Source organism: Acidovorax sp. SRB_24 (assembly GCF_012931925.1).
Map to the genome: position 1 here is coordinate 1 of NZ_MWOM01000019.1, position 26,139 is coordinate 26,139.

Consider the following 26,139-nt stretch of genomic DNA (forward strand, 5'->3'; position numbering starts at 1 on the left):
CGAGCCTGTCAGAAACTTTGTGTGTGAGGCATAGCATGTCAACAAGGAGCATGAATGCCACGCAAGACGAAGACCACCGCAGCGACGGACAAGGCGGCGCAGCCGCAATTCTCAGCCGAGCTGCTGGAGCAGCTCATCCCAGGGCCGGTAACGCCAGCCGAGCTTGAGGGCATCTTCCAGCAGTTCAAGAAGTCGGTTCTTGAACGCGCGCTGGGCGCCGAGATGAGTCACCACCTGGGCTACGCGCCCGGCCAAGCCAAGCCCGAAGGGGCTGCCCCCAATCACCGCAACGGCAAGAGCGCCAAGACCGTGCTGACCGACGTCGGCGCCTTGCGCATTGACGTTCCCCGCGACCGCGAGGGCACCTTCGAGCCGCTGCTCATCGGCAAGCATGAGCGCCGCTTTACGGGCTTTGACGACAAAATCATCGCCATGTACGCACGCGGCATGACGGTGCGCGAGATCCAGGGCTTTCTTGCCGAGATGTACTCGGTAGACGTCTCGCCCGACCTCATCAGCAGTGTCACCGACGCGGTGATGAGCGAGGTCACGGCCTGGCAGAGCCGCCCGTTGGAGTCGATGTACCCGGTGGTGTTCTTCGACGCGCTGCGGGTCAAGATCCGCGAGGACGCTGTCGTGCGCTCCAAGGCCGTGTACCTGGCTCTGGGCGTACTGCCCGATGGCAGCCGTGACATCCTGGGAATCTGGATCGAGAACACCGAAGGTGCCAAGTTCTGGATGAAGGTGTTCAACGATCTGAAGACCCGCGGAGTCCATGACATCCTGATCGCCGTGACCGATGGCCTCAAGGGCATGCCCGAGGCACTGCAAGCGGTGTTCCCGGCCACGACGCTGCAGACCTGCATCGTGCACCTGATCCGGGGCAGCCTGGATTTTGCGTCATGGAAGGACCGCAAGGGCCTGGCCGCAGCCATCAAGCCGATCTACACGGCCGTGAGCGCCGAGGCGGCCGAGGCTGAACTGGATGCGTTTGCCCAGGGGCCATGGGGCCAGAAATTCCCGACCGTCGTCAACGCCTGGCGCAGGGCCTGGGACAAGGTCATCCCGTTCTTCGCCTTCCCGCCCGAGGTGCGGCGCGTGATCTACACGACCAACGCGATTGAGAGTGTGAATGCGCGGCTGCGCAAGATCATCAAGACCAGAGGACACTTCCCCAGCGACGACGCGGCCACCAAGCTGATCTGGCTGGCACTGCGCAACATCACCGAGGACTGGGGACGGGCGGCCAACAACTGGAAATCAGCGATGAACCAATTCGCGATCCTCTACGAAGACCGGTTCACCAAATCGAGCACGTAATATCTTCAACCAGCGTCACGAAACTGGTGAAGGTTCAATGAGCCTCACACACGGAAATTCGGACAGGCCCTCGAACCCTATCCTGTGTAGGGTTCGCCCGTTCCACACCCTCAAAAGAGCACCCGCACGCCATCCATTCACTGGCTGAACTCTGGGCAGTAGTGGGTTGCAGTTCGCAGTGGAAAGCGTCCCGCCTTGACCGATTGGGCATGGCACGCGCAGCACAGCAAAGGGCATTTGCCCGCCACGCCAGCAAGCCGACCAAGCCAGCTCCTGCGCCCACCGTGCGTGTCGGAGTCGATGGTCTGACCCGAGAGCGCGACGAATACGCCCACGACCTGAACGCGTGGGACTGAGCGCACCGATGCACTCCTAAAGCGACCACCACCCCAAAACCCAGTGACCATGCAAAACAAATTCACTCACCACCACATGACCGCCGAAGAAGTGAACGACCAACACGGCCCGGCCATCATGCTCACCCAGCAAGACGGCATTGATGAGCCGCATTGCGTGCTGGTTCACCCGTGGCAGCTTCGCGCAGTCTGCGAACAGTTCGGAATCATCGCCAACGACTCGCAAGCGGCAAAGACCATCGCCACATTGCAGCGCCGCATGATGGGCCTGTGTGACCGTATCGAGTCCCTTGTTGATTGGATGGCGCTGCACAGCGACCACCGACACGCCGACCTGTCCTATGAGATGACCCAGCTTCACGCACTGCACGACCTTGCAGGCGAGTGGTGCGCAGACTTCGACAGCGAACAGGCTGAGCCTGCTGTGGAATCGGATTCCATCGCCGCAGAGTGCACCAATGCACCCGCAGCCCAGGCCAAGCTGCTTTAGACAAGTTGAAGGTGGGGCGGCTCAGAAGTTCAGCACACGCAGAAGGGAAACCGACATGTTCGATTCGCTGAAACGCTAACGCACAAAACGCCCCTTGTGCGCGCGCGAGGCAGGGGTGGGTTCAATGTTTGCGCCTTGGCCGATGGAAACCGGCAGGTACTAGGTTTGCACACGCCCGCGAATCGAGAACATTTTTATGGGCGTGTGCCAAGGGTGGGGGGCAGTTCAAAGCCTGTGCTGCGCTGGATGTAAACCGGCAGTACAGCCGAACGACGCTAACCATCCAGAAAAAATGTGCAAGGCTAAGAGAGGGAGGGGGCTATCAAAAGCGTAGCAACCGAGACGCCGGAAACCCCGCTGTATTCCACGCGCAGAAAAAATCCCCTATGACGAAATCAATCAAGACGGCAAACGGCTGGGGTGGCCGCAGGAAGGGGGCAGGCAGACCCGCAGGCAGTCGTAACAAGCCACTGCTAGCTGATGGCCTTCCTGAGACCAGCGCCCCGCTGCAATGGCTGCTGAATGCAATGAATCATCCCGGCCTGCCGATGCGTCTGCGCATTGCCTGCGCCGTGGCTCTGCTGCCCTACTTTCACAAGCGCCGTTCTCACCTTGCAACTGACCAAAAAACTACATGCAAGCGCCGACTGACCTAATTCAATTCAGCATCTACATACATAAGTTACATTTTGTGTTTGCAGATGTAGGTAGTGATGTACTGCCTGAAACCCACGGAGTGTGAATTGACCAAACTTATTCTGACCCTGTTTGCTGTTGGCGCTCTTACCGCTTGCGCAAACCGCCCCGAATCTATTCGGGCTTCCCATGTTTCGCACGAGAAATTTGTACACCTTGAGTGCCCCGCACTGGCGACAAAAATGATTGACACTCGCGCGGATTTGGACAAGTTCTCAAAAATGCAGGACAGCAAAGCTAACACAGACGCGGCAGGGGTGTTTCTCCTCGGTATTCCCTTTAGCAAGCTTTCCGGTGACCATGAAGGTGACGTTGCCCGACTTAAAGGCGAAGTTGAAGCAATTGACACGGCGCAAGTTAAAAACAAGTGCAAGTCCGTCTGAGAACGTGAGGATGGAAGCGCTGAATAGCGCAGGATGATAGAGCCCCTTGAAGGGGCTTTTTTGTTGTCTGATGGTAGCTGGGATTGCGGAAATCGTCTTACATCCGCCCTTACATCGGACGAAAAAGAAAAAAGCCCACTATCGCATTGATAGCAGGCTTTCCTTATGTAGATTGGTAGGGCGTGTTGGACTTGAACCAACGACCAAAGGATTATGAGTCCTCTGCTCTAACCAACTGAGCTAACGCCCCATACTCTCTCGCCCAGCGACAAAGCCGGCAGGCCCAGTATTGTAGGGGCTTACTTATGGTGACTGAGCGCGTTCGACACCAGTTTGGAAGTGATATCTACGATCTGAATCATTCTGTCGTACGGCATTCGCATAGGTCCGATCACCCCCAATGTGCCCACTACCTGGCCGTTGACCTCGTAGGGAGCACTGACCACCGAAAGCTCCTCGAAGGGTACAACCTGACTTTCACCGCCAATGAATATGCGCATCCCCTCGGCTTGGTTGGACACATCTAGCAAGCGCAAGATCTGTGTCTTCTGTTCAAACAGATCAAAAGCACGCCGCAGATTGCCCATATCTTTAGAGAAGTCACTGACGGCCAGCAGGTTTCGCTCTCCTGAAATCACGACCTCGTCTTGCGCCTGGGTGAGGGCCTCGGAACTGATGTTGACTGCGGCCTGCATGAGAGCCGCAATCTCGCTGCGCAACATTTCCACCTCGCTTTTGAGCCTCTCGCGCACCTGCTCCATCTCCATGCCCGCATAGTGCGTATTGAGAAAATTTGCCGTCTCGATCAACTGACTTTGTGTGAAATCCGTTTCCGAAAAGATCACCCGGTTCTGAACATCCCCATCCGGAGAGACGATGATGACCAGGAAGCGCCGTTCGGACAAGCGCAGGAACTCAATGTGGCGGAAAACCGATGTACGGCGGGGTGCCATGACGACACCCACGAACTGCGAAAGGCTGGACAGCAGATGGGCCGCGTTGGCAATCACCTTCTGTGGCTGCTCTGGCAGCAGTGAAGACGTCACAAACCGCTCACGGTGCACAGTCATCATGGTGTCCACGAACAACCGATAGCCTTTGGCAGTAGGTATGCGCCCTGCAGAGGTATGCGGACTGGTGATCAACCCGAGCTCTTCCAGATCTGCCATGACATTTCGGATAGTTGCCGGCGACAGCTCCAGACCCGATGCGCGCGATAGTGTGCGCGATCCGACGGGTAGCCCATCCTCGATATAACGCTCTATCAGCGCTTTGAGCAACAGCTTGGCACGATCATCGAGCATGTAATGATTTTAATGATGTAATTTCCATATGAAGCCCCATTTCCGCCACGTTGCATTGATAGGCAAATACCAAACTCCTGTGACTGGCGCTGCGGCCGAGAGCTCTCGGCAAGTTCTTGAGAACATTGCCTTATTCCTTGTATCTCAGGGGTGCAAAGTCACATTGGAAGCGGATACCGCCGCTGCTGCACGGTTGCCGCAGTATGACGCTCTTGACGCTGATGCTATCGGAGAGCAATGCGATGTTGGACTGGTGGTAGGAGGTGATGGCACCATGCTCAGCATTGGGCGCAAGTTAGCGCGGCATGGCACCCCTCTCATTGGAATCAACCAGGGGCGTCTGGGCTTCATCACCGACATTCCGCTTGGCAACTACCGCACCACGCTCCCTCCCATGCTGCGAGGTGAGTACGAGGAAGACCACCGACCACTGATGCATGCTCGCGTGATCCGCGAAGGAACCTGCGTATTTGATGCCTTCGCCATGAATGACGTCGTCGTCAACCGTGGTGCAACCTCCGGCATGGTCGAGTTGCGTGTGGAGGTCGGGGGTCACTTCGTCTCCAACCAGAGAGCAGATGGGCTCATCATCGCCTCTCCCACCGGCTCTACCGCATACGCCTTGTCGGCGGGCGGACCGATGCTCCATCCATCGATTCCGGGATGGGTCTTGGTTCCGATTGCTCCACACACGCTGTCCAACCGCCCCATCGTTTTAGCGGACGCAACAGAAATTGCCATAGAGGTTGTGGGCGGAAGAGACATCAGCGCGAACTTCGACATGCAATCCTTGGCGTCACTTTTGCACGGTGACCGCATTCTCGTAACCCGGTCAGAATATTGCGTTCGTTTTCTGCACCCAAGGGGCTGGAGCTACTTTGACACCTTGCGCAAAAAACTGCGCTGGAACGAAGGAGGCTCTTGAACATGGCCCTTAGGCGCATTGCCCTGCGTGATTTTGTCATCGTCCAAGCACTGGACCTCGACCTTCACGAAGGATTCACGGCCCTGACCGGAGAAACCGGGGCAGGAAAGTCCATTCTGATCGATGCAGTGCAGCTCTCATTGGGCGCCCGTGCCGAAGCGGGCGCCGTGCGCGAAGGCGCCGAGAGGACGGACGTCTGCACAGAATTTGACTGCCCTCCCGCACTCTACCCGTGGCTGGAGGAAGCTGGCTTTGAGTGCGACGACACGCTGCTGCTGCGGCGCAGTATCGACGCACAAGGCAAGAGCCGCGCATGGATCAACGGCAGCCCGGCCACTGCATCGCAGCTGCGTATCGTCGGCCAACAGCTGCTTGACATCCATGGGCAGCACGCCTGGCAAAGTCTCACCAAACCGGATGCGGTGCGCGGGCTGCTCGACGCGTATGCAGGCGTGTCTGACCAAGAGGTAGCGTCCCAGTGGGGACAGTGGCGCGCCGTACAAAAAAAGCTGGCCCATGCACGCTCCGCACAGAGCATGCTGCAGCGCGAGCGCGAGCGCTTGCAGTGGCAAATCTCGGAGGTGGAAAAATTGGCGCCGGCAGAGGGCGAATGGGAGACGCTGAATGCACAACACACACGTCTTGCGCACGCTCAAGCCCTCCTGGACGCGGCACAAGGCGCTTTTTCCGCCTTGGCCGAGGACGACGCCAGCGCGAGCACCCATTTGGCACGCGCGCACCATTTGCTCACAGAGCAAGCGCACCTGGAGCCAGAATTCACCGCTCTCACGGACATCCTGGCATCAAGCATCGCCCAAGCCACCGAAGCTGCGCGCTCCTTGCAGTCGTATCTGCGGCGTACCGAACTGGACCCCCAACGCCTGGAGGAACTCGATGCCCGCGTCTCGCAATGGCTTACCCTCGCGCGCCGCTACAAACGCCAGCCTGCAGAGCTCTCTGCCCTGTTGCACTCTTGGAAAGTTGAAGTGCAGCAACTCGATGCCGCAACCGATCTGGCAGGGCTAGAAGCCACGGAGCACGTTCTGTCCGAAGCCTACAGCGATGCGGCCCGCCAATTGTCACTTGCGCGCACGAAAGCCGCTCCGGGTTTGTCGCGTGCTATCAGCAAAGCCATGCAGGAACTTGGTATGGGAGGTGGCAAATTTGAAGTGGTGGTTGCGAAAGCCGATGCGTCTGCCAGCCACGGCCTGGACGATGTCATCTTTCTGGTGGCTGGGCATGCCGGAATGACGCCACGCCCCGTTGCAAAAGTGGCTTCTGGTGGAGAGCTGTCGCGCATTTCCCTGGCCATTGCCGTCGCAACCAGTGCTTTGGGCACGGCTTCCACCTTGATTTTCGACGAAGTGGACTCGGGGGTGGGCGGAGCGGTGGCCGAGACCGTGGGCCGCTTGATGCGCCAACTGGGCCGGGACCGCCAGGTCTTGGCGGTGACGCATTTACCTCAGGTGGCAGCCTGCGCCGACCACCATTTGGTGGTCTCCAAGGGCCGAGGAATCGCTGGCCCATCGAGCACAGTCACCCCCATTGCGCAAGAGCAGCGTATCTCGGAAGTGGCGCGCATGCTGGGCGGAGAGCGCATCTCTCCCACCACTTTGGCCCATGCACGTGAGATGCTTGGCCTCCGTGACCTGAGACATGTGGAGAAATAGACGATGGCCCTGGAAATTGTATTGATCACCGGAATGTCGGGGTCGGGAAAATCCGTCGCCTTGCGTGCATTGGAAGATGCCGGCTACTACTGCGTTGACAACCTGCCTCCCGAGCTGCTTTCCTCCTTTGTAGCACTGGAACCGCAGCACCATGGCAACCGCGTTGCCATCGCCATGGATGTGCGCAGCGCCACTTCACTGCCACAAGTCCCACAAGAGTTGGCCCGCCTGCGCAGCCAGGGCGTCAAAGTTCATTCCCTGTTTCTGGATGCCACCACGGACACTCTGGTGCGGCGTTTTTCAGAAACACGGCGCCGCCACCCGCTATCCCATGATGAGCTCAAGAACGCGCCCCGCGCCCTGATGCAGGTGATTGACGAAGAGCGGGAGTTGCTCGCGGACCTGCGGGAGCAGGCGCATGTGATTGACACCAGCACGATCCGCGCCTCCCAATTGCAGGGCTATGTCAAGGACCTTATTTCCACGCCACCCGAGCAGCTCACGTTGGTATTTCAGTCGTTCGCTTTTAAACGTGGCATTCCTGTGGATGCGGATTATGTCTTTGACGTGCGCATGCTTCCCAACCCACATTACGAGCCTGCGCTGAGAGAACTGACTGGCCTGGACAAACCGGTGGCGGACTTTCTAAGCCAGCAGCCTGCAGTGGCAGAGATGCGCCTGCACATAGAAAACTTCCTTGGGCACTGGTTGGACTTTTTGGCGAAAAACCACCGCAGCTATGTCACAGTCGCCATTGGCTGCACGGGGGGCCAGCACCGGTCTGTTTATTTGGTGGAGCGCCTGGCGGAAACCTTCAAGGCACAGTGGACGACCTTGCAGCGCCACCGTGAGCTCGATGCGCGCTGACACCACGGCAAACACACACCCATCACCGCTTCCTCTCAGATGCGCTCCAGCAGCTTGCGAATAGGAGCTGGCAATCCCAGATCCTTCCACTGCGCAGGGTTGAACCATGCGCCTTCACTGCCCTGCCAGTCTGAAGCTGCAGGATGCACCTGCACTGTATGCAGATGCAAATCCCTGTGGGTCAGCACATGCACAAACACAGGCCACTCAGAGACGGAGACTGCGGCACCAAACGCAGGATGCTCCATCAAAGCGGCACTTTGTTCGTACACCGGCAAGCAATGCAGTCCAGCCCAGATTCCGGTCGGGGGGCGCCTCTGCAAATGCACGCGTCCCACGCCATCACGCAGCAACAGCAACCACCAAGACACAGACTTGCGCACTAGTTTGCGGGACTTCACTGGATAACGTGCGGGATCACCCTGCCTAAAAGCAATGCATTGCTGTGCAAGTGGACACTGCGTGCACAAGGGTCTGCGCGGTAGGCACACCGTGGCCCCCAAATCCATCAAGCCCTGTGTGTAACGCGGCATGGTGACAGGCAAATCGGTGCGCGGCAGCAAGATTTCCGCTTGGCCCCACAAGGCGCGTTCGTTGGCGGCCACCGCCAGATCGGCCTCGAAACCGAGAATGCGCGTCAGCACGCGGCGCACATTCGCATCCAAGATTGGCACACGTTCTGCAAAGCAAAACGCGGCAATCGCTCCAGCCGTAGAGCGCCCAATCCCAGGCAGCGTTTGCAGCAACTGCGCGCTGCCAGGAAAAACGCCGCCATGCAGCGCCATCACTTGCTGGGCACAGCGATGCAAATTGCGGGCTCGGCTGTAGTACCCCAATCCACTCCAGAGCGACAGCACCTCATCTTCAGAAGCCATGGCAAGCGCACGCACATCCGGGAACCGTTCCAAAAAACGGGCGTAGTAGTCCAATACCGTGCTCACCTGGGTTTGCTGCAGCATGACTTCCGACAGCCACACCCGGTAAGGATCGCGCGTTTGCTGCCACGGCAAATGGTTGCGCCCGTGGTCTTCCTGCCAGCGCACCGTCAGCGCGGCTATCGTCTGTGGCATGTCCCTCATACCGCTTGCAATCCCAACGCCGGGGTAGCGCCGTCCCCGGCAGACAAGCGCATCAATTCGCCAGTAAGTTCTTCGAGTCGCTGCTCGATCTGCACCAATGCCAATTCATTGCCCTCAATCTCTGTAATGCGTTCCACCAAGCCACTGGCGGCATGCTGTATGCGGTCCACAGCTTCGATGCGTCGCACGAAACTGCGCTGGCGCTCACGCAGCTGCACATTCAGAGGGGCCGTGGCCGAGTTGCTCCAGAGTTCCAATTCGTTGGCGACCGATTCCAACAATGCTCGCAGGCGCAGCGCCAATGCGCGCCCCAAGCGCGCCGAAAACTCGGGCCGAGCCATCTTGAGCGCATTGCCCATGCTCAGGTACTGCATATGGCTGTGTTCGACGCGCGCCAGATCCGCGACAAACTGTGCAAATTGCGGCGCAGCAGCCACCTGCAGAGAAAAACCAAACTCCGCATTGAGTTGCCGAAATGTCCCGCCGAGCATGGCCTGAATTTCCGCCGCAGCTGCCTCTGCCGCAGTGAGGGTGCCACGCAAACGCTCAAACAACTGTGTGTAATGTGTGCGAATACCCAGCTTTAATCCACTGTGCTGCAACGATGCATTCAGCTCTTGCATATGCACCTTCAAGGTTTTTGCGCCGAGGTTGTCAAAAACGGCACCCAGCAGTTTCAGGTGCACGGCCCGAACCGCATGGATCTTGGTGGCACTCAACTCGAATTCGCGTTGCTCCTGCTCAATGCGCTGGCGCATCGACGCAATCACCGAAGCGTTCTTGCCACGCAGGCTGCGCAACTCCAGCATCTGGTCATCCAGATCACGCCTGCGGATATGGACTGCACGCGCAGCTTGATTGCGCAAACCTGCCACCCCATCGGCGATGGCGGCGCGCAAAATCGCTTGACGCCCACCCACAATGCCGTCGGCCAACGCAGCTTCCAGGACCGGCAAACCACTCGCAGCCAACAAAGCGCTATCGCCAGAGATCTTGGCCACCAGACCTTTTTGCGCAGAGACCGACACAACCTGTTCTGGATGCACACCCAGCAATTGCGCAGATGTGGCGCACTGGCGCTCCAGTTGCGACTGCACCTGCTCAGACGAACTGAGCGTGTCCCAGAGGGTGTCAATTTTGTTGAGCACCACCAGGCGCGATTCTTTGCCGCCATGCGCAGAAGTCAGATGTTCCCGCCAGATGGACAGATCCGAACGCGTGACCCCGGTGTCCGCTCCCAGAATAAAAACCACCGCCTGTGCCTGCGGTATGAGGTTGACTGTGAGCTCGGGCTCCGCGCCCACGGCATTGAGCCCAGGTGTGTCCAGAATCACCAGGCCTTGTTTGAGCAGGGGGTGCGGCATGTTGATGAGAGCATGCCGCCACATCGGCACTTCAACATATCCCTGGGCGTCCACTACAGGATTTTCGCCGGGCAACTCGTCGTGCCAGAACCCCAGAGCCCGTGCCTCATCCACACTGACGTGGCGCACCTGGGCCACTTTCGCCATCGCCTGTGCAAGTTGATCGGCATCGTGGATGTCCAGCGGAAAATCGACCCATTGCTCGGATCGCATTCGCCACTCCGTCAGGCCTTGCTCCTGCAAACGGGTATCAATCGGCAGCAAACGCAAACTTGGCGCCAGCGCAGAGTCATAGCCCAGCTCGGTCGGGCACATGGTGGTTCTGCCGGCACTGGCTGGCATGATGCGGCGGCCAAAATCCGCAAAAAAAAGGGCGTTGATCAGTTCTGACTTGCCACGCGAGACCTCGGCGACAAAAGCCACCGTGATCTTGTCGGTTCGCACCTGGTCTTGCAGCCGTTGCAAACGCTCACGCATCGCGGACTCCATGAGGTCGTGCGACGTCATCCATTCGGCCAGCCGCGTCAATTGCTGGGCAAATTCGCGCCGCCAAGATCCATGCTGCTCGAACTGTTCGTTGAATGAGGATCCCACGCTGCTCCCGGAATTCAGTGTCTGGTCCAGGGACCGACGGCCTAAAAATACACCACCGTGGTCTCGGCGCCATGCGTCCGCGGCTGGCGCAACGCGGTGGCCTTTCATGCGCGCTGGCATTTCGGACAATAGAAACTGCTGCGCTGTCCCTGGCGCAGCATGCGCACGGGCGTCGTGCAAGTATGACAGGGCATTCCTTCACGGGCATAGACACGCGCCTGCAACTGGAAATGTCCCGTCTGACCATCGGCGCTGGAAAAATCTCGCAAGGTACTGCCCCCTGCGTCCACCGCGGCGTGCAGGACTTGCCGAATGGCGTCGTACAACCTTTGCGCTCTCTTCGGGCCAATGTGCATTGCCGAGGTCGTCGGGCGAATTCCCGCCATGAACAGCACTTCGGAAGCATAGATATTACCCACGCCCACTACCAGCTTTCCTGCCAGCAAAACCTGCTTGACAGGAGCGCGAGCGGCTTTCAAACCCGCCTTGAAACGTTCCAGCGAAAATCCATCCGAGAGTGGCTCCATGCCCAGCCCACTCAGCAGTTTGATGGCCACCGCATCCTGCTCGCTTCCGGCATACACCACTGCGCCAAACCTGCGTGGGTCGTGCAATCGAAGCACGCCATGCGTGGTGAACAGTTCAAAGTGGTCATGCACGCCCCGCGCGGGCAAGGTCTGGGCGAATCCGAGACTGCCAGACATGCCCAGATGGAGCAACAGCATGCCTTCGTCAAGGTCCAGAAGCAAATACTTGCCTCGCCTGCGCACGCCCATCACCCGACGTCCCTGCAACCGCTGGGCGTCAATTCCCAGGGGCCAGCGCAGCGGCTTTCCCGTCTCGACCGAGAGGATTCGCCCCCCCGCGATGGCGGCGGCAAAACTGCGGCGTGTCACTTCCACTTCTGGCAGTTCAGGCATCAACAATCACTTCAAAACAAGGGGCATATGCATGGATTATTATGGCTTGATGGTCCACACACATCGCCTTCTGATGGCCGCCTTGGCCGCCGCTCTGTTGACCGGGACAGTGGCAGTGGTGGCGCAACCCGTTGCCGCCAAAGGCAACGCCCAGCGCGGCGCCACGGCCGCCAAAACCGCTGAAACAGAGTCCAACGCAGCCCTCGATGCCGAACTTTTCTACGAAGTGCTGCTGGGCGAGATGACAATCCAGTCTGGCGACCCTGGATCTGGCTACGCCCTCATGCTGGAAGCAGCCCGCCGCAGCAACGACGAAAAACTCTACAGGCGGGCGGCCGATATTGCCTTGCAAGCGCGTTCTGGCGATGCCGCATTGCAGGCTGCCAATGCCTGGAAGGAGGCTCGGCCGCAATCGCGCGATGCCAACCGGTATGTGCTGCAGATTCTGGTTGCCCTCAACCGTGTTGCCGACAGTGCCGGCCCTCTGAAGCAGGAACTGGCGCAAACCGCGGTGCAAGCCAAGGCTGCCAGCTTTCAGGCACTGCCACAAATATACCGCCGTGTCAGCGACAAGACACTCGCTGCTTCCGTGGTGGAACAGGCGCTCGCGGAAGATCTGGCCAGCTCCACCACGGGGGCTGCAGCCTGGACCGCTGTGGGACGCATGCGCTTGCTGGCGAACGACAAAGCGGGCGCACTCGATGCGGCGCAACGCGCGCAGCAGCTTGACCCCATCAGCGACGGCCCGGCGCTCCTGGCACTGGAGCTTTTGGACGCACGCACTGCGCAAGCCGATGCCGTCGCGGCGCGCTACTTTGCCGGCAAGCCTTCGCCCGCTCTGCGTGCGGCTTACGCACGCGTACTGGTCAACCTGCAACGCAACGAAGACTCTCTCCAGCAATTGCAGGCAGCGACAAGCGAGAAGCCAGACTTTGCCGAAGCCTGGCTCATGCAGGCTGCGTTGCAGTTCCAGCTCAAGCAGTTACCGCAGGCGCAAAAGTCCCTAGAACAATTTGAAACCCTGGTCCAGGCCGCTCCGCAGGGTGATGCGCGCCGCGCCGGTTTGTCTCAGGCCTATTTGCTGCGTGCGCAGATTGCTGAGCGGCGCGGTGACTACGAAGCGGCAGACGCCTGGCTCAACCGCATCGACAGTCCACAGGACATGTTCAGCGCGCAGAGTCAGCGCGCTTTTCTGCTGGGACGCCAAGGCAAACTGGCCCAGGCCCGGGCGCTCCTTCAAACCCTGCCCGTTGCCGGGCCTGACGACGAACGCATGAAACTGCTGGCCGAAGTGCAGTTGCTGCGAGACGCCGGCCAATACCGCGAAGCCTATGCCTTGCAAGGCAAAGCGGTTGCACAGTTTCCTGACGACAACGAACTGCTCTACGACCATGCCATGCTGGCGGACAAAGCCGGCCAACCAGAAGCCATGGAGCGCCTGCTGCGCCAGCTAATGGCCCGCCAGCCCGATTACCACCACGCCTACAACGCGCTGGGTTACTCGTTGGCCGAGCGCGGCATCCGGCTCGAAGAAGCCAAGGAGCTGATCCAGAAAGCGTTGGAATTTGCACCCCAGGACCCTTTCATTACGGACAGCCTGGGCTGGGTGGAATTCCGCCTTGGAAACCGCACCGAGGCCGCCCGGTTGCTGAACCTGGCTTTCAAGAGTCGCCCCGATGCAGAAATTGCCGCCCATCTTGGCGAAGTCTTGTGGAGCCTGGGCGACAAAGAGCAGGCACGGTCGATCTGGAAACAGGGCCAGCAGCTCAACGCCGACAACGACACACTGCGTGAAACCCTCAAGCGCCTGGGCGCTGGGCTGTGATGCACGCTTTGTTCTGTCCTTTTTCGCATCTTGCCAGCTTCTGCCGTCCGGCCCTCCACCGGATTTTCTGGGCTGCGGTGGTGCTGTGCCTGATGGCCGGCTGCGCACAGCTCCCAACCGCACCGGGTGGCACCTTGGCGCAGCGAAGCCACTGGAGTGGCCGGCTGGCCCTTGCCATGGATAACCAGCCATCGCAATCGTTTGCTGCGGCATTCGAACTCGAAGGCGATGCCACGCGTGGCGCTCTGACCCTGCTGAGCCCCTTGGGCAGCGTGCTGGCCCAACTCGAGTGGACTCCAGGGCATGCACGCCTGCAGTCGAACGGGCCGCCCCGCGAATCGGCGTCATTGGACGAACTGTTGCTGCAGGCCACCGGCACGGTCATCCCCGTGCGTGCGCTGTTCAGCTGGCTCGGAGGGATGCAAGCCACGGCCCCCGGATGGCAAGCCGACTTGAGCACAATCGAACAGGGGCGGCTGCTGGCAGTACGCCATGAACCCCCTCCACGCGCCACCCTGCGCGTCACCTTTGAGCGCTGAATTCCGGCCATGCAAGCGATTTACGATGTTCCGGCGCCCGCCAAGCTGAATCTTTTCCTGCACGTCACGGGCCGCCGCCCGGACGGCTACCACCTACTGCAGTCGGTTTTCATGCTGATCGACTGGTGCGACACCCTGCATTTCGAGCGCCGCGCGCATGCGCGGCTGAGCCGGGAAGATATTTCCGTGCCCCTGCCCGCGGACGACCTGACGCTGCGCGCGGCACGCGCGCTGCAAGCTGCAACAGGCTGCCAACACGGCGCGCACATCAGCGTGCACAAGCGCATTCCAGCGCAGGCCGGCATGGGCGGCGGCTCGTCGGACGCCGCATCTGCGCTGCTGGCACTCAACCGGCTGTGGGACCTGCACCTCGACTTGCCCGCGCTGCGGCAGATCGGCCTGGGGCTGGGTGCGGACGTGCCCTTTTTTTTATGCGGCGGAAACGCCTGGGTCGAAGGAATTGGTGAGACAATAGCGCCGCTTGAGAACGCGCACCGCCTTCCGAAAGCGCGCTTTGTGGTCGTCAAACCCGAAGCAGGATTGGATACGAAAGAAATTTTTTCATCTCCCTTCCTCAAACGCGATTCAGACAGTGCTACAATCTCAGGCTTTGCTGCAGCACACTACGACTTTGGTCGTAACGACTTACAGAGCGTTGCTCAGGCACTCTGCCCCGAAGTCACCCAAGCCCTACAGTGGCTTGCGACCCAGGGGTTGAATGCCAGAATGACAGGCTCGGGAAGTGCGGTGTTTGCGCGAATTCCACAGGCGATGGACCTGCCAGACGCACCGCGCGGATGGCAAGTCAAAGCATGTGAAAACCTGATGTCTCACCCTCTGGCAGGGTGGGCATAGGATAAAGTTTTAGGTTGGTTGCCATTCGGCAATTGACCTGTGTAGGGGAGTCGCCAAGCTGGTTAAGGCACTGGATTTTGATTCCAGCATGCAAAGGTTCGAATCCTTTCTCCCCTGCCAAATTCTTGTCGCGTACAGGCATTCAATTCAAATCGCTGAGACGCTCATGCAAGCCAATCACCCTGACTTCATGGTTTTCACTGGCAATGCCAATCCTGGCATGGCCTCGGAAATCGCGCAGCACCTTGGAATCTCGCTCGGGGCTGCCCATGTCGGCCGCTTCTCCGACGGCGAAGTCACCGTGGAAATCAACCAGAACGTTCGCGCCCGCGACGTTTTCGTGGTCCAGTCCACCTGCGCACCGACCAATGAAAACCTGATGGAATTGCTGATCATGGTCGATGCGCTCAAGCGCGCTTCGGCCGAACGCATCAGCGCCGTCATCCCCTATTTCGGCTATGCGCGGCAAGACCGCCGCCCCCGCTCGACGCGCGTGCCCATCACCGCCAAGGTGGTGGCCAACATGCTGCAGGCCGTGGGCGTGGCCCGCGTGTTGACCATGGACCTCCATGCCGACCAGATCCAGGGCTTCTTCGACATTCCGGTCGACAACATCTACGCCTCGCCGGTGCTGCTGGGCGACCTGCGCCAGAAGAACTACGAAGACCTGATCGTGGTCTCGCCCGACGTGGGCGGTGTGGTGCGCGCCCGGGCGCTGGCCAAGCAGCTGGGCTGCGACCTGGCCATCATCGACAAGCGCCGGCCCAAGGCCAACGTCTCCGAAGTGATGCACGTGATCGGCGAGATCGACGGCCGCAACTGCGTGATCATGGACGACATGATCGACACCGCGGGCACGCTCGTGAAGGCGGCCGAGGTGCTCAAGGAGCGCGGCGCCAAGAAGGTCTACGCGTACTGCACCCACCCGATCTTTTCGGGCCCGGCCATCGAGCGCATTGCCAAAGGCAGCTCGCTCGACGAAGTCGTGGTGACCAACACCATCCCCTTGAGCGACGCCGCACGCGGCTGCGCCAAGATCCGCCAGCTCTCCGTCGCGCCGCTGATCGCCGAAACGATCCAGCGCATCGCCCGCGGGGACTCGGTGATGAGTTTGTTCTCAGACCAGGAAAATCTTTTCTAGGTCGGAACAAAAAAGTGCGGCCTCCAGCATCGGAGGCCCTTTTGACAACCGAAAGTGACACTGGTCGCGGTGCACTTCCCATGGAGAATTTTTATGAACTTCGTCGCTTTTGAGCGCGCCAAGCAAGGTACGGGTGCGAGCCGCCGTCTGCGCAATTCGGGCCGCACGCCCGGTATCGTCTATGGTGGTTCGGCCGAACCCCAAGCCATTGAAGTGGACCACAACGCCCTGTGGCACGCCCTGAAGAAGGAAGCCTTCCATTCCAGCGTGCTCGACATGGAAGTGGCCGGCCAGACCAGCAAGGTCCTGCTGCGCGACGTGCAATACCACCCCTACAAGCAGCTGGTGCTGCACGTGGACTTCCAGCGCGTGGACGCCAAGACCAAGCTGCACATGAAGGTGCCCGTGCACTACGTTGGCGCGGAAGAGTCCGTCGCGGTCAAGACCGAAAACTGCACGATCAACACGGTCGTGAACGAACTCGACGTGACGTGCATGCCCTCGGACCTGCCCGAGTTCATCACCGTCGACCTGAGCGGCCTGAAGAAGGGCATGGCAGTGCACCTCAAGGACGTGAAGCTCCCCCGTGGCGTGAACGCTGTCACGCGCGGCAGCCAGAACAACCCGACGCTGGTGTCCGTGGTGCCTCCACTGGTTATCGTCGAAGCGGCCGCAGTGGCGCCCGTCGCCGAGGCCAAGGGCAAGGGCAAGAAGAAGTAATTCTTCCTGCCGTGCCGCCGCGCCGCGGCGGCCTTGCCCGACAACGGCCCACCCAGTGTGGGCCGTTTCTTTTGGTGCCACGGATAATCGCCCGCATGATCAAATTGTTTGTGGGCCTGGGCAATCCCGGGCCCGAGTACGAAGCCACGCGCCACAACGCGGGCTTCTGGTGGATAGACGCGCTGGCGCGCGAACTCAAGCTCACCCTGCAGCCCGAGCGCAGCTACTGGGGACTGGCCGCGCGCACCGCCGTGCAGGGGCAGAGCGTGTGGCTGCTGCAGCCGCAGACCTTCATGAACCTGTCGGGCAAGTCGGTGGCCGCCCTGGCGCGTTTTTTCAAGATCCCACCCGACGAGATCCTGGTGGTGCACGACGAGCTCGACATGGTGCCCGGCCAGGCCAAGCTCAAGCGCGGCGGTGGCCACGCGGGGCACAACGGCCTGCGCGATATCCACGCCCAGCTCGGCTCGCCCGACTACTGGCGCCTGCGCATCGGCATCGGCCACCCCGGTGACCGCGCCGACGTGGCGAACTGGGTGCTCAAGAAGCCGTCGCCCGAACAGCGCACGCTGATCGAGGACAGCATTGCCCACTCGCTCAAGGCCTGGCCGCTGCTGCAGGCGGGCGACATGGACAAAGCGACGCTGCAGATCCACACCACCAAACCGCCACGGCCCAAGCCGCCCCGGCCCGCGGTAGCGTGATCCTTACTGACTTCACTTTTTATAGCTTCCAGCGCTTGTCCTGTAAGGACTAGAGTCTGAAATCACCTGAAAACGGTTAGCCGATCTGCACGCTCGCCTGCAGGCGGTGGAATTTTTGCCACAGCGTTTCGCGGCTTTCCACATGCTGCGGATCGACGGGAATGCAGGACACGGGGCAGACCTGCATGCACTGCGGCTCGTCAAAGTGGCCGACGCACTCGGTGCACTTGTGCGGATCGATCTCGTAGATTTGCGGGCCCAGGTAGATGGCCTGGTTCGGGCACTCGGGTTCGCAAACATCGCAATTGATGCATTCGTCGGTGATCATCAAGGCCATGGCAGACTCCGGTGGGGGTGGCGCGGCGTGCGGAAGAAGCTTTAGCGCACGCCTGCGGACCAATGCGCCATTATCCCGCTTCGCCCCACCGCCCCCCGGAGTCCACCGCCGCGGTGGGGAGATTTGCCGCTATGCTGCGGGCGCCACCCTCGCCCTGCGCTGCCGCCTCGCCAGACCCCGCTTTCCCTGCATGAGTCTTTTCCTCCTCAAACGCTTCGCCACCTTCCTCGCCACGCTGCTCGGCACCTCCGCCGTGGTGTTCCTGGTGCTGGAGGTCCTTCCGGGCAACGCCGCGCAGGTGCTGATGGGCCCCGACGCGGCGCCCGAAGCCGTCGCCGCCCTGGCCGCGCAGCTGGGGCTCGACCAGCCGGCCTGGCAGCGCTATGGCCACTGGCTGGGCGGCCTGCTCACCGGCGACCTGGGCAACAGCCACGCCTACGGCTCGCCCGTGCTGGACCTGGTGCTCGAGCGCCTGGCGTTGACCGTGCCGCTGGCCCTGCTGGCGATGGCGATCACCACCGTGCTGGCCCTGGCCGCGGGCGTCTATGCGGCCGCGCGGCACAACCGGCTGGGCGACGTGGGGGTGATGACCCTGGCGCAGATCGGCATCGCCATTCCCAACTTCTGGTTCGCCATCCTGCTGATCCTGCTGTTTTCGGTGCAGCTGCAGTGGTTCTCGGCCGGCGGATTTCCGGGCTGGACCGAGGACAGCGGCGGTGGCCTGGTGCCGGCGCTCAAGGCCTTGCTGCTGCCGGCCATTGCGCTGGCCGTGGTGCAGGCCGCCATCCTGGCGCGCATCACGCGCTCGGCGGTGCTCGAAGTGCTGCGCGAGGATTTCGTGCGCACCGCGCGCGCCAAGGGCCTGTCGCGGCGCGCGACGCTGTGGGGCCATGTGCTGCGCAACGCCATGATTCCGGTCATCACGGTGATGGGCCTGCAGTTCGCGAATCTGCTGGCAGGCACCATCGTGGTCGAGAACGTCTTCTACCTGCCGGGCCTCGGGCGCCTGATCTTCCAGTCCATCGCCAACCGCGACCTGGTCGTGGTGCGCAACTGCGTGATGCTGCTGGCGGCCATGGTGGTCGCGGTCAACTTCGTGGTCGACCTCCTCTATGCCGCGATCGACCCGCGCGTGCAGGCGAGCGACATATGAACCCCTCTTCCGCCTTCCCCCCCTCCCCGCCTGCCGCCGCACGGCCCGCGCGCGGCTGGCAGCGCGCGCTGCGCCACCCCAGCTTCGCGCTCGGCGCGCTGCTGGTGCTGCTGCTGCTGGCCGCGGCCGGCCTGTCCTTCGTCTGGACGCCCTGGTCGCCCTACGAGATGGACCTGCCCGGCAAGCTGCAGGCGCCGACGGCGCAGCACTGGCTGGGCACGGATGCGTTCGGCCGCGACGTGGCCTCGCTGCTGCTCGTGGGTGCGCGCAATTCGATTCTGGTCGGCCTGATCGCCGTCGGCATCGGCCTGTCGGTCGGCACGGCGCTGGGGCTGCTGGCGGCGGCGCGGCGCGGCTGGGTCGAGGAGCTGGTGATGCGCCTGGCCGACTTCACCTTCGCCTTCCCGGCGATCCTCTCGGCCATCATGCTGACGGCGGTGTTTGGCGCCGGCATCGTCAACGCCATCGTCGCCATCGGCATCTTCAACATCCCGACCTTCGCGCGCGTCACGCGCGCCTCGGCCAACGCCGTCTGGTCGCGCGAATTCATCCTGGCCGCGCGCGCCTGCGGCAAGGGCCGCTGGCGCATCACGCTCGAGCATGTGCTACCCAACATCGCCTCGGTGCTGATCGTGCAGGCGACCATCCAGTTCGCCATCGCCATCCTGGCCGAGGCCGCGCTGTCGTACCTCGGCCTGGGCACGCAGCCGCCCCAGCCCTCGTGGGGCCGCATGCTCGCCGAGGCGCAGACCCTCATGTTCCAGGCGCCGCTGCTGGCCGTGTGGCCCGGCGTGGCCATCGCGCTGGCCGTGCTCGGGCTGAACCTGCTGGGCGATGGGCTGCGCGACCTGCTGGACCCGCGCCTCGCGCGCCAACGCTGAACCCGAAACCATGGCCTTGCTCGAAGTCTCCGACCTGCACGTGCAGCTGCAAACGCCCCGCGGCCCGGCCGAGGCCGTGCGCGGCGTCGGCTTCACGCTCGAGCGCGGCGACACGCTGGGCCTGGTGGGCGAGTCGGGCTGCGGCAAGTCGATGACCGCCCTGGCGCTGCTGGGCCTGCTGCCCGACCGTGCCGTGGTGCGCGGCAGCATCCGCCTGCACGGCCAGGAGCTCGTGGGCCAGGGCGACACCGCGCTGTGCCAGGTCCGCGGCAACCGCATCGGCATGGTGTTCCAGGAACCCATGGCGGCGCTCAACCCGGTGCACCGCATCGGCCACCAGGTGGCCGAGCCGCTGCGCCTGCACCGCGGCCTGGGCGCGCGCGCGGCGCGCCAGGAGGCCATCGCCTTGCTGGACCGCGTGGGCATTCCCGACGCCGCGCGGCGCATCGACGCGTACCCGCACCAGTTCTCGGGCGGCCAGCGCCAGCGCATCACCATCGCCATGGCGCTGGCCTGCGGGCCCGACCTGCTGATCGCCGACGAGCCGACCACGGCGCTGGACGTGACCGTCCAGCGGCAGATCCTCGACCTGATCGCCGAGCTGGTCGCCGAGCGCCAGATGGCGCTGATCCTGATCTCGCACGACCTCGGCGTGATCGCGCAGAACGTGCGCCGCATGCTCGTGATGTACGGCGGCAGCGTGGTCGAGAGCGGCCCCACGGCAGAGGTGTTTGCCGCCATGGCGCACCCCTATACGCGTGGCCTGTTCGCCGCGCGCCCGCGCCTGGCGGCTGTGCGCCAGCCCGGCAAGCGCCTGGCCACCATCGCCGGCACCGTGCCCGAGCTGGTGGAGCTGCCCGCCGGCTGTCCGTTCGCCGGACGCTGCGCATTCACCATCGGCGCCTGCCACACCACCGTGCCGCCGCCGACGCTGCTGGCGAACGGGCATGTCGTGCGCTGCATCCGGCTCGATGCGGTGGCGGCCGCGCAGGAGGCCACCGCATGAATCTCGCAGCAACTACCGATTTGATAGCTGCCAGCCCAGGCGGGGCAAGCGCTGGAGCCTCATTTGACCCTCGGAACCCGCCGCTGCTGCAGGTCACCGACCTGGTGCGCCACTACGCCCTGCCGCGCGAGCGGCTGTTTGCGCCGCCGCCCAAAGTGCAGGCACTCAACGGCGTGGGCTTCCGCATCACGGCCGGGCGCAGCCTGGGCATCGTCGGCGAGTCGGGCTCGGGCAAGTCGACGCTGGCGCGCCTGGTGATGGCGCTGGACACGCCCACCTCGGGCACGGTCGAGCTGCTCGGGCGCAACCTGCACACGCTGCCGCAGGCCGAGCTGCGCCGTGCGCGGCGCGACTTCCAGATGGTGTTCCAGGACCCGTACGGATCGCTCGATCCGCGCCAGACCGTCGAGCGCATCGTCACCGAGCCGCTGCAGGCCCAGGGGCAGGCGGGCCGCGCCGCGCAGCAGGCGCAGGCCGCCGCCGTGCTCGACCAGGTGGGGCTGCGCCGCAGCGACCTGGCCAAGTACCCGCATGAGTTTTCGGGCGGTCAGCGCCAGCGCATCGCGATTGCACGCGCGCTCATCACGCGCCCGCGCCTGATCGTGGCCGACGAACCGGTGAGCGCGCTCGACGTGTCGGTGCAGGCGCAGGTGCTCAACCTCATGGCGGACCTGCAGCAGGAGTTCGGCGTCACCTACCTGCTCATCAGCCACGACCTGGCGGTGGTGAACCACTTGTGCGACGAGGTGGCCGTGCTCTACCAGGGCCGCATCGTCGAGCAGGGCGCGCCCGGCGCGCTGTTCACTGCGCCAAGCCACCCGTACACGCGCGCGCTGCTCGCGGCCGTGCCCCCGATGCAGCCGGCGCCGGCGCGCGCGCTGCGCGCAATGGTGTAAAAAGACAGGTTACCTGGCTCGCTGCGCAGCCCCCGCCCCGGGGAGGCCGCCCAGCGAGCGTTCTCGCTTGCCACGTATTCATTCGGAGATCTTGTCCATGCTCAACCGCCGCACCGTCCTTGCCACAGGCGCCCTGGCTGCCGCCCCGCTGGCCCTGCCGCTCGCGGCCCTCGCCCAGAGCAAGAAGGACACCGTTGTCCTGGCCCTGACCCTGGAGCCGCCAGGGCTGGACCCGACGGCGGGCGCGGCCTCGTCGATCGCCGAGATCGTCCACTACAACGTCTTTGAAACGCTGACCAAGATCAACCCCGACGGCAGCGTCTCGCCGCTGCTGGCCGAGGGCTGGGAGGTCTCGCCCGACCTCAAGACCACCACCTTCCGGCTGCGCAAGGGCGTGAAATTCCAGAACGGCGAGCCGTTCAACGCCGCCGCCGTGAAGTTCTCGTTCGATCGCGCCGGCAGCGACAAGAGCACCAACAAGGACAAGCGCAACTTCGCCAACCTCAGCACGCAGGTGGTGGACGAGCACACGGTGGTGGTCATCAACAAGGACATCGACCCCGACTTCCTGTTCGTGCTCGGACAGGCCACGGCCATCATCGTCGAGCCCAAGAGCGCCGCCACCAACGCCACCCAGCCCGTGGGCACCGGCCCCTACAAGCTCGATGCCTGGAGCAAGGGCTCGTCGATCACGCTCGGCCGCTGGGACGGGTTCCGCAACCCTGGCGCCATCCGCATCCGCCGCGCCACCTTCCGTTTCATCTCCGACCCGGCCGCCCAGGTGGCGGCGCTGCTGGCCGGCGACGTGGACGCCTTCCCGCGCGTGACGCCGCGCAGCGTGGCGCAGTTCAAGGCCAACCCGCGCTTCCAGGTGGTGGTGAGCGGCTCGCGCGCCAAGACCATCCTGGCCATCAACAATGCCAAGAAGCCCCTCAACGACGTGCGCGTGCGCCGCGCGATCGCGGCCGCCATCGACCGCAAGGCCGTGATCGAGGGCGGGGCCGACGGCTATGGCGCCCCGATCGGCAGCCACTATGTGCCCGGCGCCTTCGGCTACGTGGACACCACGGGCATCAACCCCTACGACGTGGAGAAGGCCAAGAAGCTGCTGGCCGAGGCCGGCATCAAGACGCCGCTCGAACTCACCATGACGCTGCCGCCCGCGCCCTACGCGCGCCAGGGCGGCGAGGTGATCGCGGCGCAGCTGGCCAAGATCGGCATCGTCGCCAAGCTGCAGAACGTGGAGTGGGCGCAGTGGCTCAGCGGCACCTATGGCGCCAAGAACTACGACCTGACGCTGATTTCGCACGTCGAGCCCTTCGACCTGGGCAACTTCGCCAAGCCCGACTACTACTGGGGCTACCAGTCGCCCCAGTTCAACGAGCTCTACGAAAAGATCCAGACCTCGGCACGCCCGGCCGACCGCGCCCGCCTCCTGGGCGACGCGCAGCGCCTGCTGGCGCAGGACTGCGTGCACGCCTTCCTGTACCAGCCGCAGTGGGTGACGGTGGCACACAAGAACCTCAAGGGCCTGTGGAAAGACATGCCCGTGTTCGTCAACGACCTCTCGGCGCTGTCGTGGACCTGAGCGCCCCCGCCACCGGCGGCGCGCTACATGCGCTGCCCGCCCACGCCCTGCTCGCCGCCTACCGCGCGCGCACGCTCTCGCCCGTGGAGGTGACGCGGGCCGTGCTCGACCACATCGAACGCTGGGAGCCGCACCTGCATGCCACCTGGCTGCTGCGCCCCGAGGCCGCGCTGGCCCAGGCACGCGCCTCCGAGGCCCGCTGGCAGCGCGGCGCGCCCCAGGGCCTGCTCGATGGCGTGCCGGCCACCCTCAAGGACAACATCGCCACGCGCGGCGATCCGACGCCGCTGGGCACCGCGGCCGCCGACCTGGTGCCCGCCAGTGCCGACGCCCCGCCGGCCGCCCGCCTGCGCGAGGCCGGTGCCGTGCTCGTGGCCAAGACCACCATGCCCGACTACGGCATGCTGTCGTCGGGGCTGTCGAGCTTCCATGCGCTGGCGCGCAACCCCTGGGACCTGTCCAAGGGACCGGGCGGCTCCAGCGCCGGCGCGGGCGCCGCCGCCGCTGCGGGCTACGGCCCGCTGCACGTGGGCACCGACATCGGCGGCTCGCTGCGCCTGCCGGCGAGCTGGTGCGGCATCTTCAGCCTCAAGCCCAGCCTGGGGCGCATTCCCATCGACCCGCCCTACACCGGCCGCGCCGCCGGCCCGATGACCCGCAGCGTCGCCGACGCCGCGCTCATGATGCAGGTGCTGAGCCAAAGCGACGCGCGCGACAGCATGAGCCTGCCCGCGCAAGACATTGCCTGGGCCGATTTCGACCACGGCGCGGGGCACCTGCGCGGCCTGCGCATCGGGCTGCTGCTCGAAGCGGGCTGCGGCCTGGCCCTGGAGCCCGAGGTGCGCGCCGCCGTCGAGCACGCCGCGCGCCTGCTGGAGCGCGCAGGCGCCTCCGTCGTGCCCATGCAGCCGTTCATGACGCAGGCCATGCTCGACGGCATGGACCATTTCTGGCGCATGCGCTCGCACCTGGACATGGCCAGCCTGGCGCCCGCGCGCAAGGCCCGGGTGCTGCCCTACATCCGCGCGTGGGCCGACAGCGCGGCCACCATGACCGGTGCCGAGGTGTACCGCGCGAGCCAGCAGTTCCACCTCGTGCGCATCGCCACCGTCCAGGCCTGCAGCGCCTTCGACTACGTGGTCTCGCCCGTGGCCCCGATGGCGGCCTTCCCGGCCGAACTGCCATCGCCCACCAACGACCCGTTGCGCCCGCTGGAGCACATCGGCTTCACGGTGCCGTTCAACATGTCGGAGCAGCCGGCCGCCTCGGTCAACTGCGGCTACACCGCCGGCGGCCTGCCGATCGGCCTGCAGATCGCCGGGGCGCGCTTTGACGACCTCGGCGTGCTGCGCCTGGCGCGAGCGTTCGAGCTGATCCGCGACCCCCAGCGGCCCTGGCCGCAGCCGCCGGCCAGCGCCTGAGCGGCGGCCGCCCGGGCGCCTTGGCGCACGGTGCCGGCAGGGCTTCTCAATGCGCCACCGCGCCGCAGGCGCCGGCGTTGCCGCTGCGCCGGTGGTTCTGTTCCTGGCCGACCCAGGGCCCGGCCCATCCGAGGCCCGCGCCCGCCTCCAAGGGTCGGACCGCTCACCACAGCTCGGCCGTGGCCTGCAGGACAAGCCCGCCTTCGTGGTCGCTGGCCCACAGCCGCACCTCCTGTACGTCGGCCGACGGCGCGCCATGGAGGCCGAACGGGTGCAGGTCGAACACCGGCCGCACGGCCTTGAAGCGGAAACCCTTGAGCCGTGCCCCCGGCCGCTGGCGGCGCACCAGATCGACCAGCAGCGTGGCGATCAACGGGCCGTGCACGACGAGGCCGGGATAGCCTTCGACCTCGGTCACATAGCGGCGGTCGTAGTGGATGCGGTGGCCGTTGAAGGTCAGCGCCGAATAGCGGAACAGCAGCACATCGTCGGGCACGATGTCGCGCTGCCAGGCGGCGCCTTGCTCGGCCGGCATGGGCGGTGGCGCCGGGTCATCGGCCCGCGCGGCCGCGCGGTAGACGATGTCGTGCTCCTCCGTGAGTGCCAGGCCCCGCGCGTTGTGCACTGCGTGCTGCACCTGCACGAACAGCAGGTCGCCCGTGCGCCCCGCCCTGTGCGTGACCGAGGCGATGCGCGAGGTGCGCCGCACGGCATCGCCCACCACCAGGGGGTTGCCCGGCTGCCACTGCAGGCGGCCCCCGGCCCACATGCGGCGCGGCAGCGGCACCGGCGGCAGGAAGCCGCCGCGCCGGGCGTGGCCGTCCGGGCCCAGCGCGCTCTGGCGCGGGTGTGGCAAGAAATACAGCCAGTGCCACAGCGGCGGCAGCGGCGTGCCGGTCCGGGGAGGCGGATCGTCGCGGTCCAAGGTCGCGCTGAGGGCTTGCACGGGGGCGGCGGTGACGGTGTCGTCCAGCGTTTCGGTGGTGCCGACCCAGGTTTTCAGGTGCGCCAGCGAGGCGCTGTCCAGGGTGCGTGCCACAGGGTCGAGAGAATGGTCCATGGGAGCATCATGGTCGCCGCACTCGGGGGCGCGCGCAATCCCTCC

At 63.7% G+C, this 26,139-nt stretch carries 26 protein-coding genes and 2 tRNA genes; 21 read left to right on the top strand and 7 right to left on the bottom strand.

Annotated features, from left to right (window positions below):
- The first annotated feature begins 54 nt into the window (after positions 1-54).
- The 5 genes from B2J89_RS08935 to B2J89_RS08955 all read left to right on the top strand — a co-directional run bounded on the left by B2J89_RS08935 (position 55) and on the right by B2J89_RS08955 (position 3,245).
- The gene (locus tag B2J89_RS08935; protein WP_169168799.1) at positions 55-1,320 is read left to right on the top strand and encodes an IS256 family transposase; all 1,266 of its coding nucleotides are present in this window, start codon (positions 55-57) and stop codon (positions 1,318-1,320) included.
- A 209-nt stretch (positions 1,321-1,529) separates the two neighbouring features.
- The gene (locus B2J89_RS08940) at positions 1,530-1,676 is read left to right on the top strand and encodes a hypothetical protein (protein ID WP_169168800.1); all 147 of its coding nucleotides are present in this window, start codon (positions 1,530-1,532) and stop codon (positions 1,674-1,676) included.
- Positions 1,677-1,725: 49 nt separating this feature from the next.
- On the top strand, positions 1,726-2,166 hold the full coding sequence (locus B2J89_RS08945) for a hypothetical protein (RefSeq protein WP_169168801.1): 441 nt from the start codon (positions 1,726-1,728) through the stop codon (positions 2,164-2,166).
- Positions 2,167-2,552: 386 nt separating this feature from the next.
- A complete protein-coding gene (locus B2J89_RS08950) occupies positions 2,553-2,822 on the top strand; it encodes a hypothetical protein (protein ID WP_169168802.1) in 270 nt (89 codons plus the stop codon).
- An 87-nt stretch (positions 2,823-2,909) separates the two neighbouring features.
- Positions 2,910-3,245, top strand: coding sequence for a hypothetical protein (locus B2J89_RS08955; RefSeq protein WP_169168803.1), 336 nt, complete (start codon positions 2,910-2,912; stop codon positions 3,243-3,245).
- A gap of 173 nt (positions 3,246-3,418) precedes the next feature.
- Here the strand turns inward: B2J89_RS08955 and B2J89_RS08960 are convergent.
- A tRNA-Ile gene (locus B2J89_RS08960) sits at positions 3,419-3,495 on the bottom strand.
- A 49-nt stretch (positions 3,496-3,544) separates the two neighbouring features.
- Positions 3,545-4,549, bottom strand: coding sequence for a heat-inducible transcriptional repressor HrcA (gene hrcA, locus B2J89_RS08965; protein ID WP_169167668.1), 1,005 nt, complete (start codon positions 4,547-4,549; stop codon positions 3,545-3,547).
- 28 nt (positions 4,550-4,577) lie between these two features.
- On the opposite strand from hrcA, the gene B2J89_RS08970 reads away from it, so the two are divergent.
- The 3 genes from B2J89_RS08970 to rapZ are packed head-to-tail and all read left to right on the top strand — an operon-like array spanning position 4,578 to position 8,011.
- Entirely contained in the window at positions 4,578-5,474 is an 897-nt protein-coding gene (locus B2J89_RS08970; RefSeq protein ID WP_169167669.1) for an NAD kinase, read from the top strand.
- 2 nt (positions 5,475-5,476) lie between these two features.
- Positions 5,477-7,144, top strand: coding sequence for a DNA repair protein RecN (gene recN, locus B2J89_RS08975; RefSeq protein WP_169167767.1), 1,668 nt, complete (start codon positions 5,477-5,479; stop codon positions 7,142-7,144).
- A gap of 3 nt (positions 7,145-7,147) precedes the next feature.
- Positions 7,148-8,011, top strand: coding sequence for an RNase adapter RapZ (rapZ, locus tag B2J89_RS08980; RefSeq protein ID WP_169167670.1), 864 nt, complete (start codon positions 7,148-7,150; stop codon positions 8,009-8,011).
- A gap of 35 nt (positions 8,012-8,046) precedes the next feature.
- On the opposite strand, the gene mutY is transcribed toward rapZ, so the two are convergent.
- The 3 genes from mutY to mutM all read right to left on the bottom strand — a co-directional run bounded on the left by mutY (position 8,047) and on the right by mutM (position 11,968).
- Positions 8,047-9,090 carry an A/G-specific adenine glycosylase gene (gene mutY, locus B2J89_RS08985; RefSeq protein ID WP_169167671.1) on the bottom strand — a complete coding sequence of 348 codons (1,044 nt, stop codon included), beginning with the start codon at positions 9,088-9,090 and terminating at the stop codon, positions 8,047-8,049.
- Positions 9,087-11,048 (bottom strand): dynamin family protein, encoded by a 1,962-nt coding sequence (locus tag B2J89_RS08990; RefSeq protein WP_169167672.1) that lies wholly within the window; start codon positions 11,046-11,048, stop codon positions 9,087-9,089. Before B2J89_RS08990 ends, mutY begins: the two co-directional genes overlap by 4 nt.
- 104 nt (positions 11,049-11,152) lie before the next feature.
- Positions 11,153-11,968, bottom strand: a complete 816-nt coding sequence (gene mutM / locus B2J89_RS08995; protein ID WP_169167673.1) for a bifunctional DNA-formamidopyrimidine glycosylase/DNA-(apurinic or apyrimidinic site) lyase — start codon at positions 11,966-11,968, stop codon at positions 11,153-11,155.
- Between the two features lie 31 nt (positions 11,969-11,999).
- Here mutM and B2J89_RS09000 point away from each other — a divergent pair, with 31 nt between their 5' ends.
- The 7 genes from B2J89_RS09000 to pth all read left to right on the top strand — a co-directional run bounded on the left by B2J89_RS09000 (position 12,000) and on the right by pth (position 17,752).
- Complete coding sequence (locus B2J89_RS09000; protein WP_169167674.1) at positions 12,000-13,793, top strand: tetratricopeptide repeat protein; 1,794 nt, start codon at positions 12,000-12,002, stop codon at positions 13,791-13,793.
- The gene (locus tag B2J89_RS09005; RefSeq protein ID WP_169167675.1) at positions 13,793-14,332 is read left to right on the top strand and encodes a lipoprotein insertase outer membrane protein LolB; all 540 of its coding nucleotides are present in this window, start codon (positions 13,793-13,795) and stop codon (positions 14,330-14,332) included. The genes B2J89_RS09000 and B2J89_RS09005 overlap by 1 nt, the downstream gene beginning before the upstream one ends.
- A 9-nt stretch (positions 14,333-14,341) precedes the next feature.
- Complete coding sequence (gene ispE, locus B2J89_RS09010; protein ID WP_169167676.1) at positions 14,342-15,187, top strand: 4-(cytidine 5'-diphospho)-2-C-methyl-D-erythritol kinase; 846 nt, start codon at positions 14,342-14,344, stop codon at positions 15,185-15,187.
- 43 nt (positions 15,188-15,230) lie between these two features.
- Positions 15,231-15,307 (top strand) — tRNA-Gln (locus B2J89_RS09015).
- A gap of 46 nt (positions 15,308-15,353) precedes the next feature.
- Entirely contained in the window at positions 15,354-16,328 is a 975-nt protein-coding gene (locus tag B2J89_RS09020; RefSeq protein ID WP_169167677.1) for a ribose-phosphate pyrophosphokinase, read from the top strand.
- 93 nt (positions 16,329-16,421) lie between these two features.
- On the top strand, positions 16,422-17,048 hold the full coding sequence (locus tag B2J89_RS09025; RefSeq protein WP_169167678.1) for a 50S ribosomal protein L25/general stress protein Ctc: 627 nt from the start codon (positions 16,422-16,424) through the stop codon (positions 17,046-17,048).
- 95 nt (positions 17,049-17,143) lie between these two features.
- Positions 17,144-17,752, top strand: a complete 609-nt coding sequence (pth, locus tag B2J89_RS09030) for an aminoacyl-tRNA hydrolase (protein ID WP_169167679.1) — start codon at positions 17,144-17,146, stop codon at positions 17,750-17,752.
- Positions 17,753-17,828: 76 nt separating this feature from the next.
- On the opposite strand, the gene B2J89_RS09035 is transcribed toward pth, so the two are convergent.
- Positions 17,829-18,089, bottom strand: coding sequence for a YfhL family 4Fe-4S dicluster ferredoxin (locus tag B2J89_RS09035; RefSeq protein WP_169167680.1), 261 nt, complete (start codon positions 18,087-18,089; stop codon positions 17,829-17,831).
- A gap of 190 nt (positions 18,090-18,279) precedes the next feature.
- On the opposite strand from B2J89_RS09035, the gene B2J89_RS09040 reads away from it, so the two are divergent.
- From B2J89_RS09040 to B2J89_RS09065, 6 genes are all read left to right on the top strand, one after another.
- Positions 18,280-19,242, top strand: coding sequence for an ABC transporter permease (locus B2J89_RS09040; RefSeq protein ID WP_169167681.1), 963 nt, complete (start codon positions 18,280-18,282; stop codon positions 19,240-19,242).
- Positions 19,239-20,123, top strand: a complete 885-nt coding sequence (locus tag B2J89_RS09045) for an ABC transporter permease (RefSeq protein WP_169167682.1) — start codon at positions 19,239-19,241, stop codon at positions 20,121-20,123. The genes B2J89_RS09040 and B2J89_RS09045 overlap by 4 nt, the downstream gene beginning before the upstream one ends.
- A 10-nt stretch (positions 20,124-20,133) precedes the next feature.
- Positions 20,134-21,129, top strand: coding sequence for an ABC transporter ATP-binding protein (locus B2J89_RS09050; protein WP_169167683.1), 996 nt, complete (start codon positions 20,134-20,136; stop codon positions 21,127-21,129).
- A complete protein-coding gene (locus B2J89_RS09055; RefSeq protein WP_169167684.1) occupies positions 21,126-22,025 on the top strand; it encodes an ATP-binding cassette domain-containing protein in 900 nt (299 codons plus the stop codon). The genes B2J89_RS09050 and B2J89_RS09055 overlap by 4 nt, the downstream gene beginning before the upstream one ends.
- A gap of 97 nt (positions 22,026-22,122) precedes the next feature.
- Positions 22,123-23,613 (top strand): ABC transporter substrate-binding protein, encoded by a 1,491-nt coding sequence (locus B2J89_RS09060; protein ID WP_169167685.1) that lies wholly within the window; start codon positions 22,123-22,125, stop codon positions 23,611-23,613.
- Positions 23,604-25,034, top strand: a complete 1,431-nt coding sequence (locus tag B2J89_RS09065) for an amidase (protein ID WP_371809023.1) — start codon at positions 23,604-23,606, stop codon at positions 25,032-25,034. The genes B2J89_RS09060 and B2J89_RS09065 overlap by 10 nt, the downstream gene beginning before the upstream one ends.
- Before the next feature lie 163 nt (positions 25,035-25,197).
- On the opposite strand, the gene B2J89_RS09070 is transcribed toward B2J89_RS09065, so the two are convergent.
- The gene (locus B2J89_RS09070) at positions 25,198-26,094 is read right to left on the bottom strand and encodes a MaoC family dehydratase N-terminal domain-containing protein (RefSeq protein WP_169167686.1); all 897 of its coding nucleotides are present in this window, start codon (positions 26,092-26,094) and stop codon (positions 25,198-25,200) included.
- Positions 26,095-26,139 lie beyond the last annotated feature (45 nt).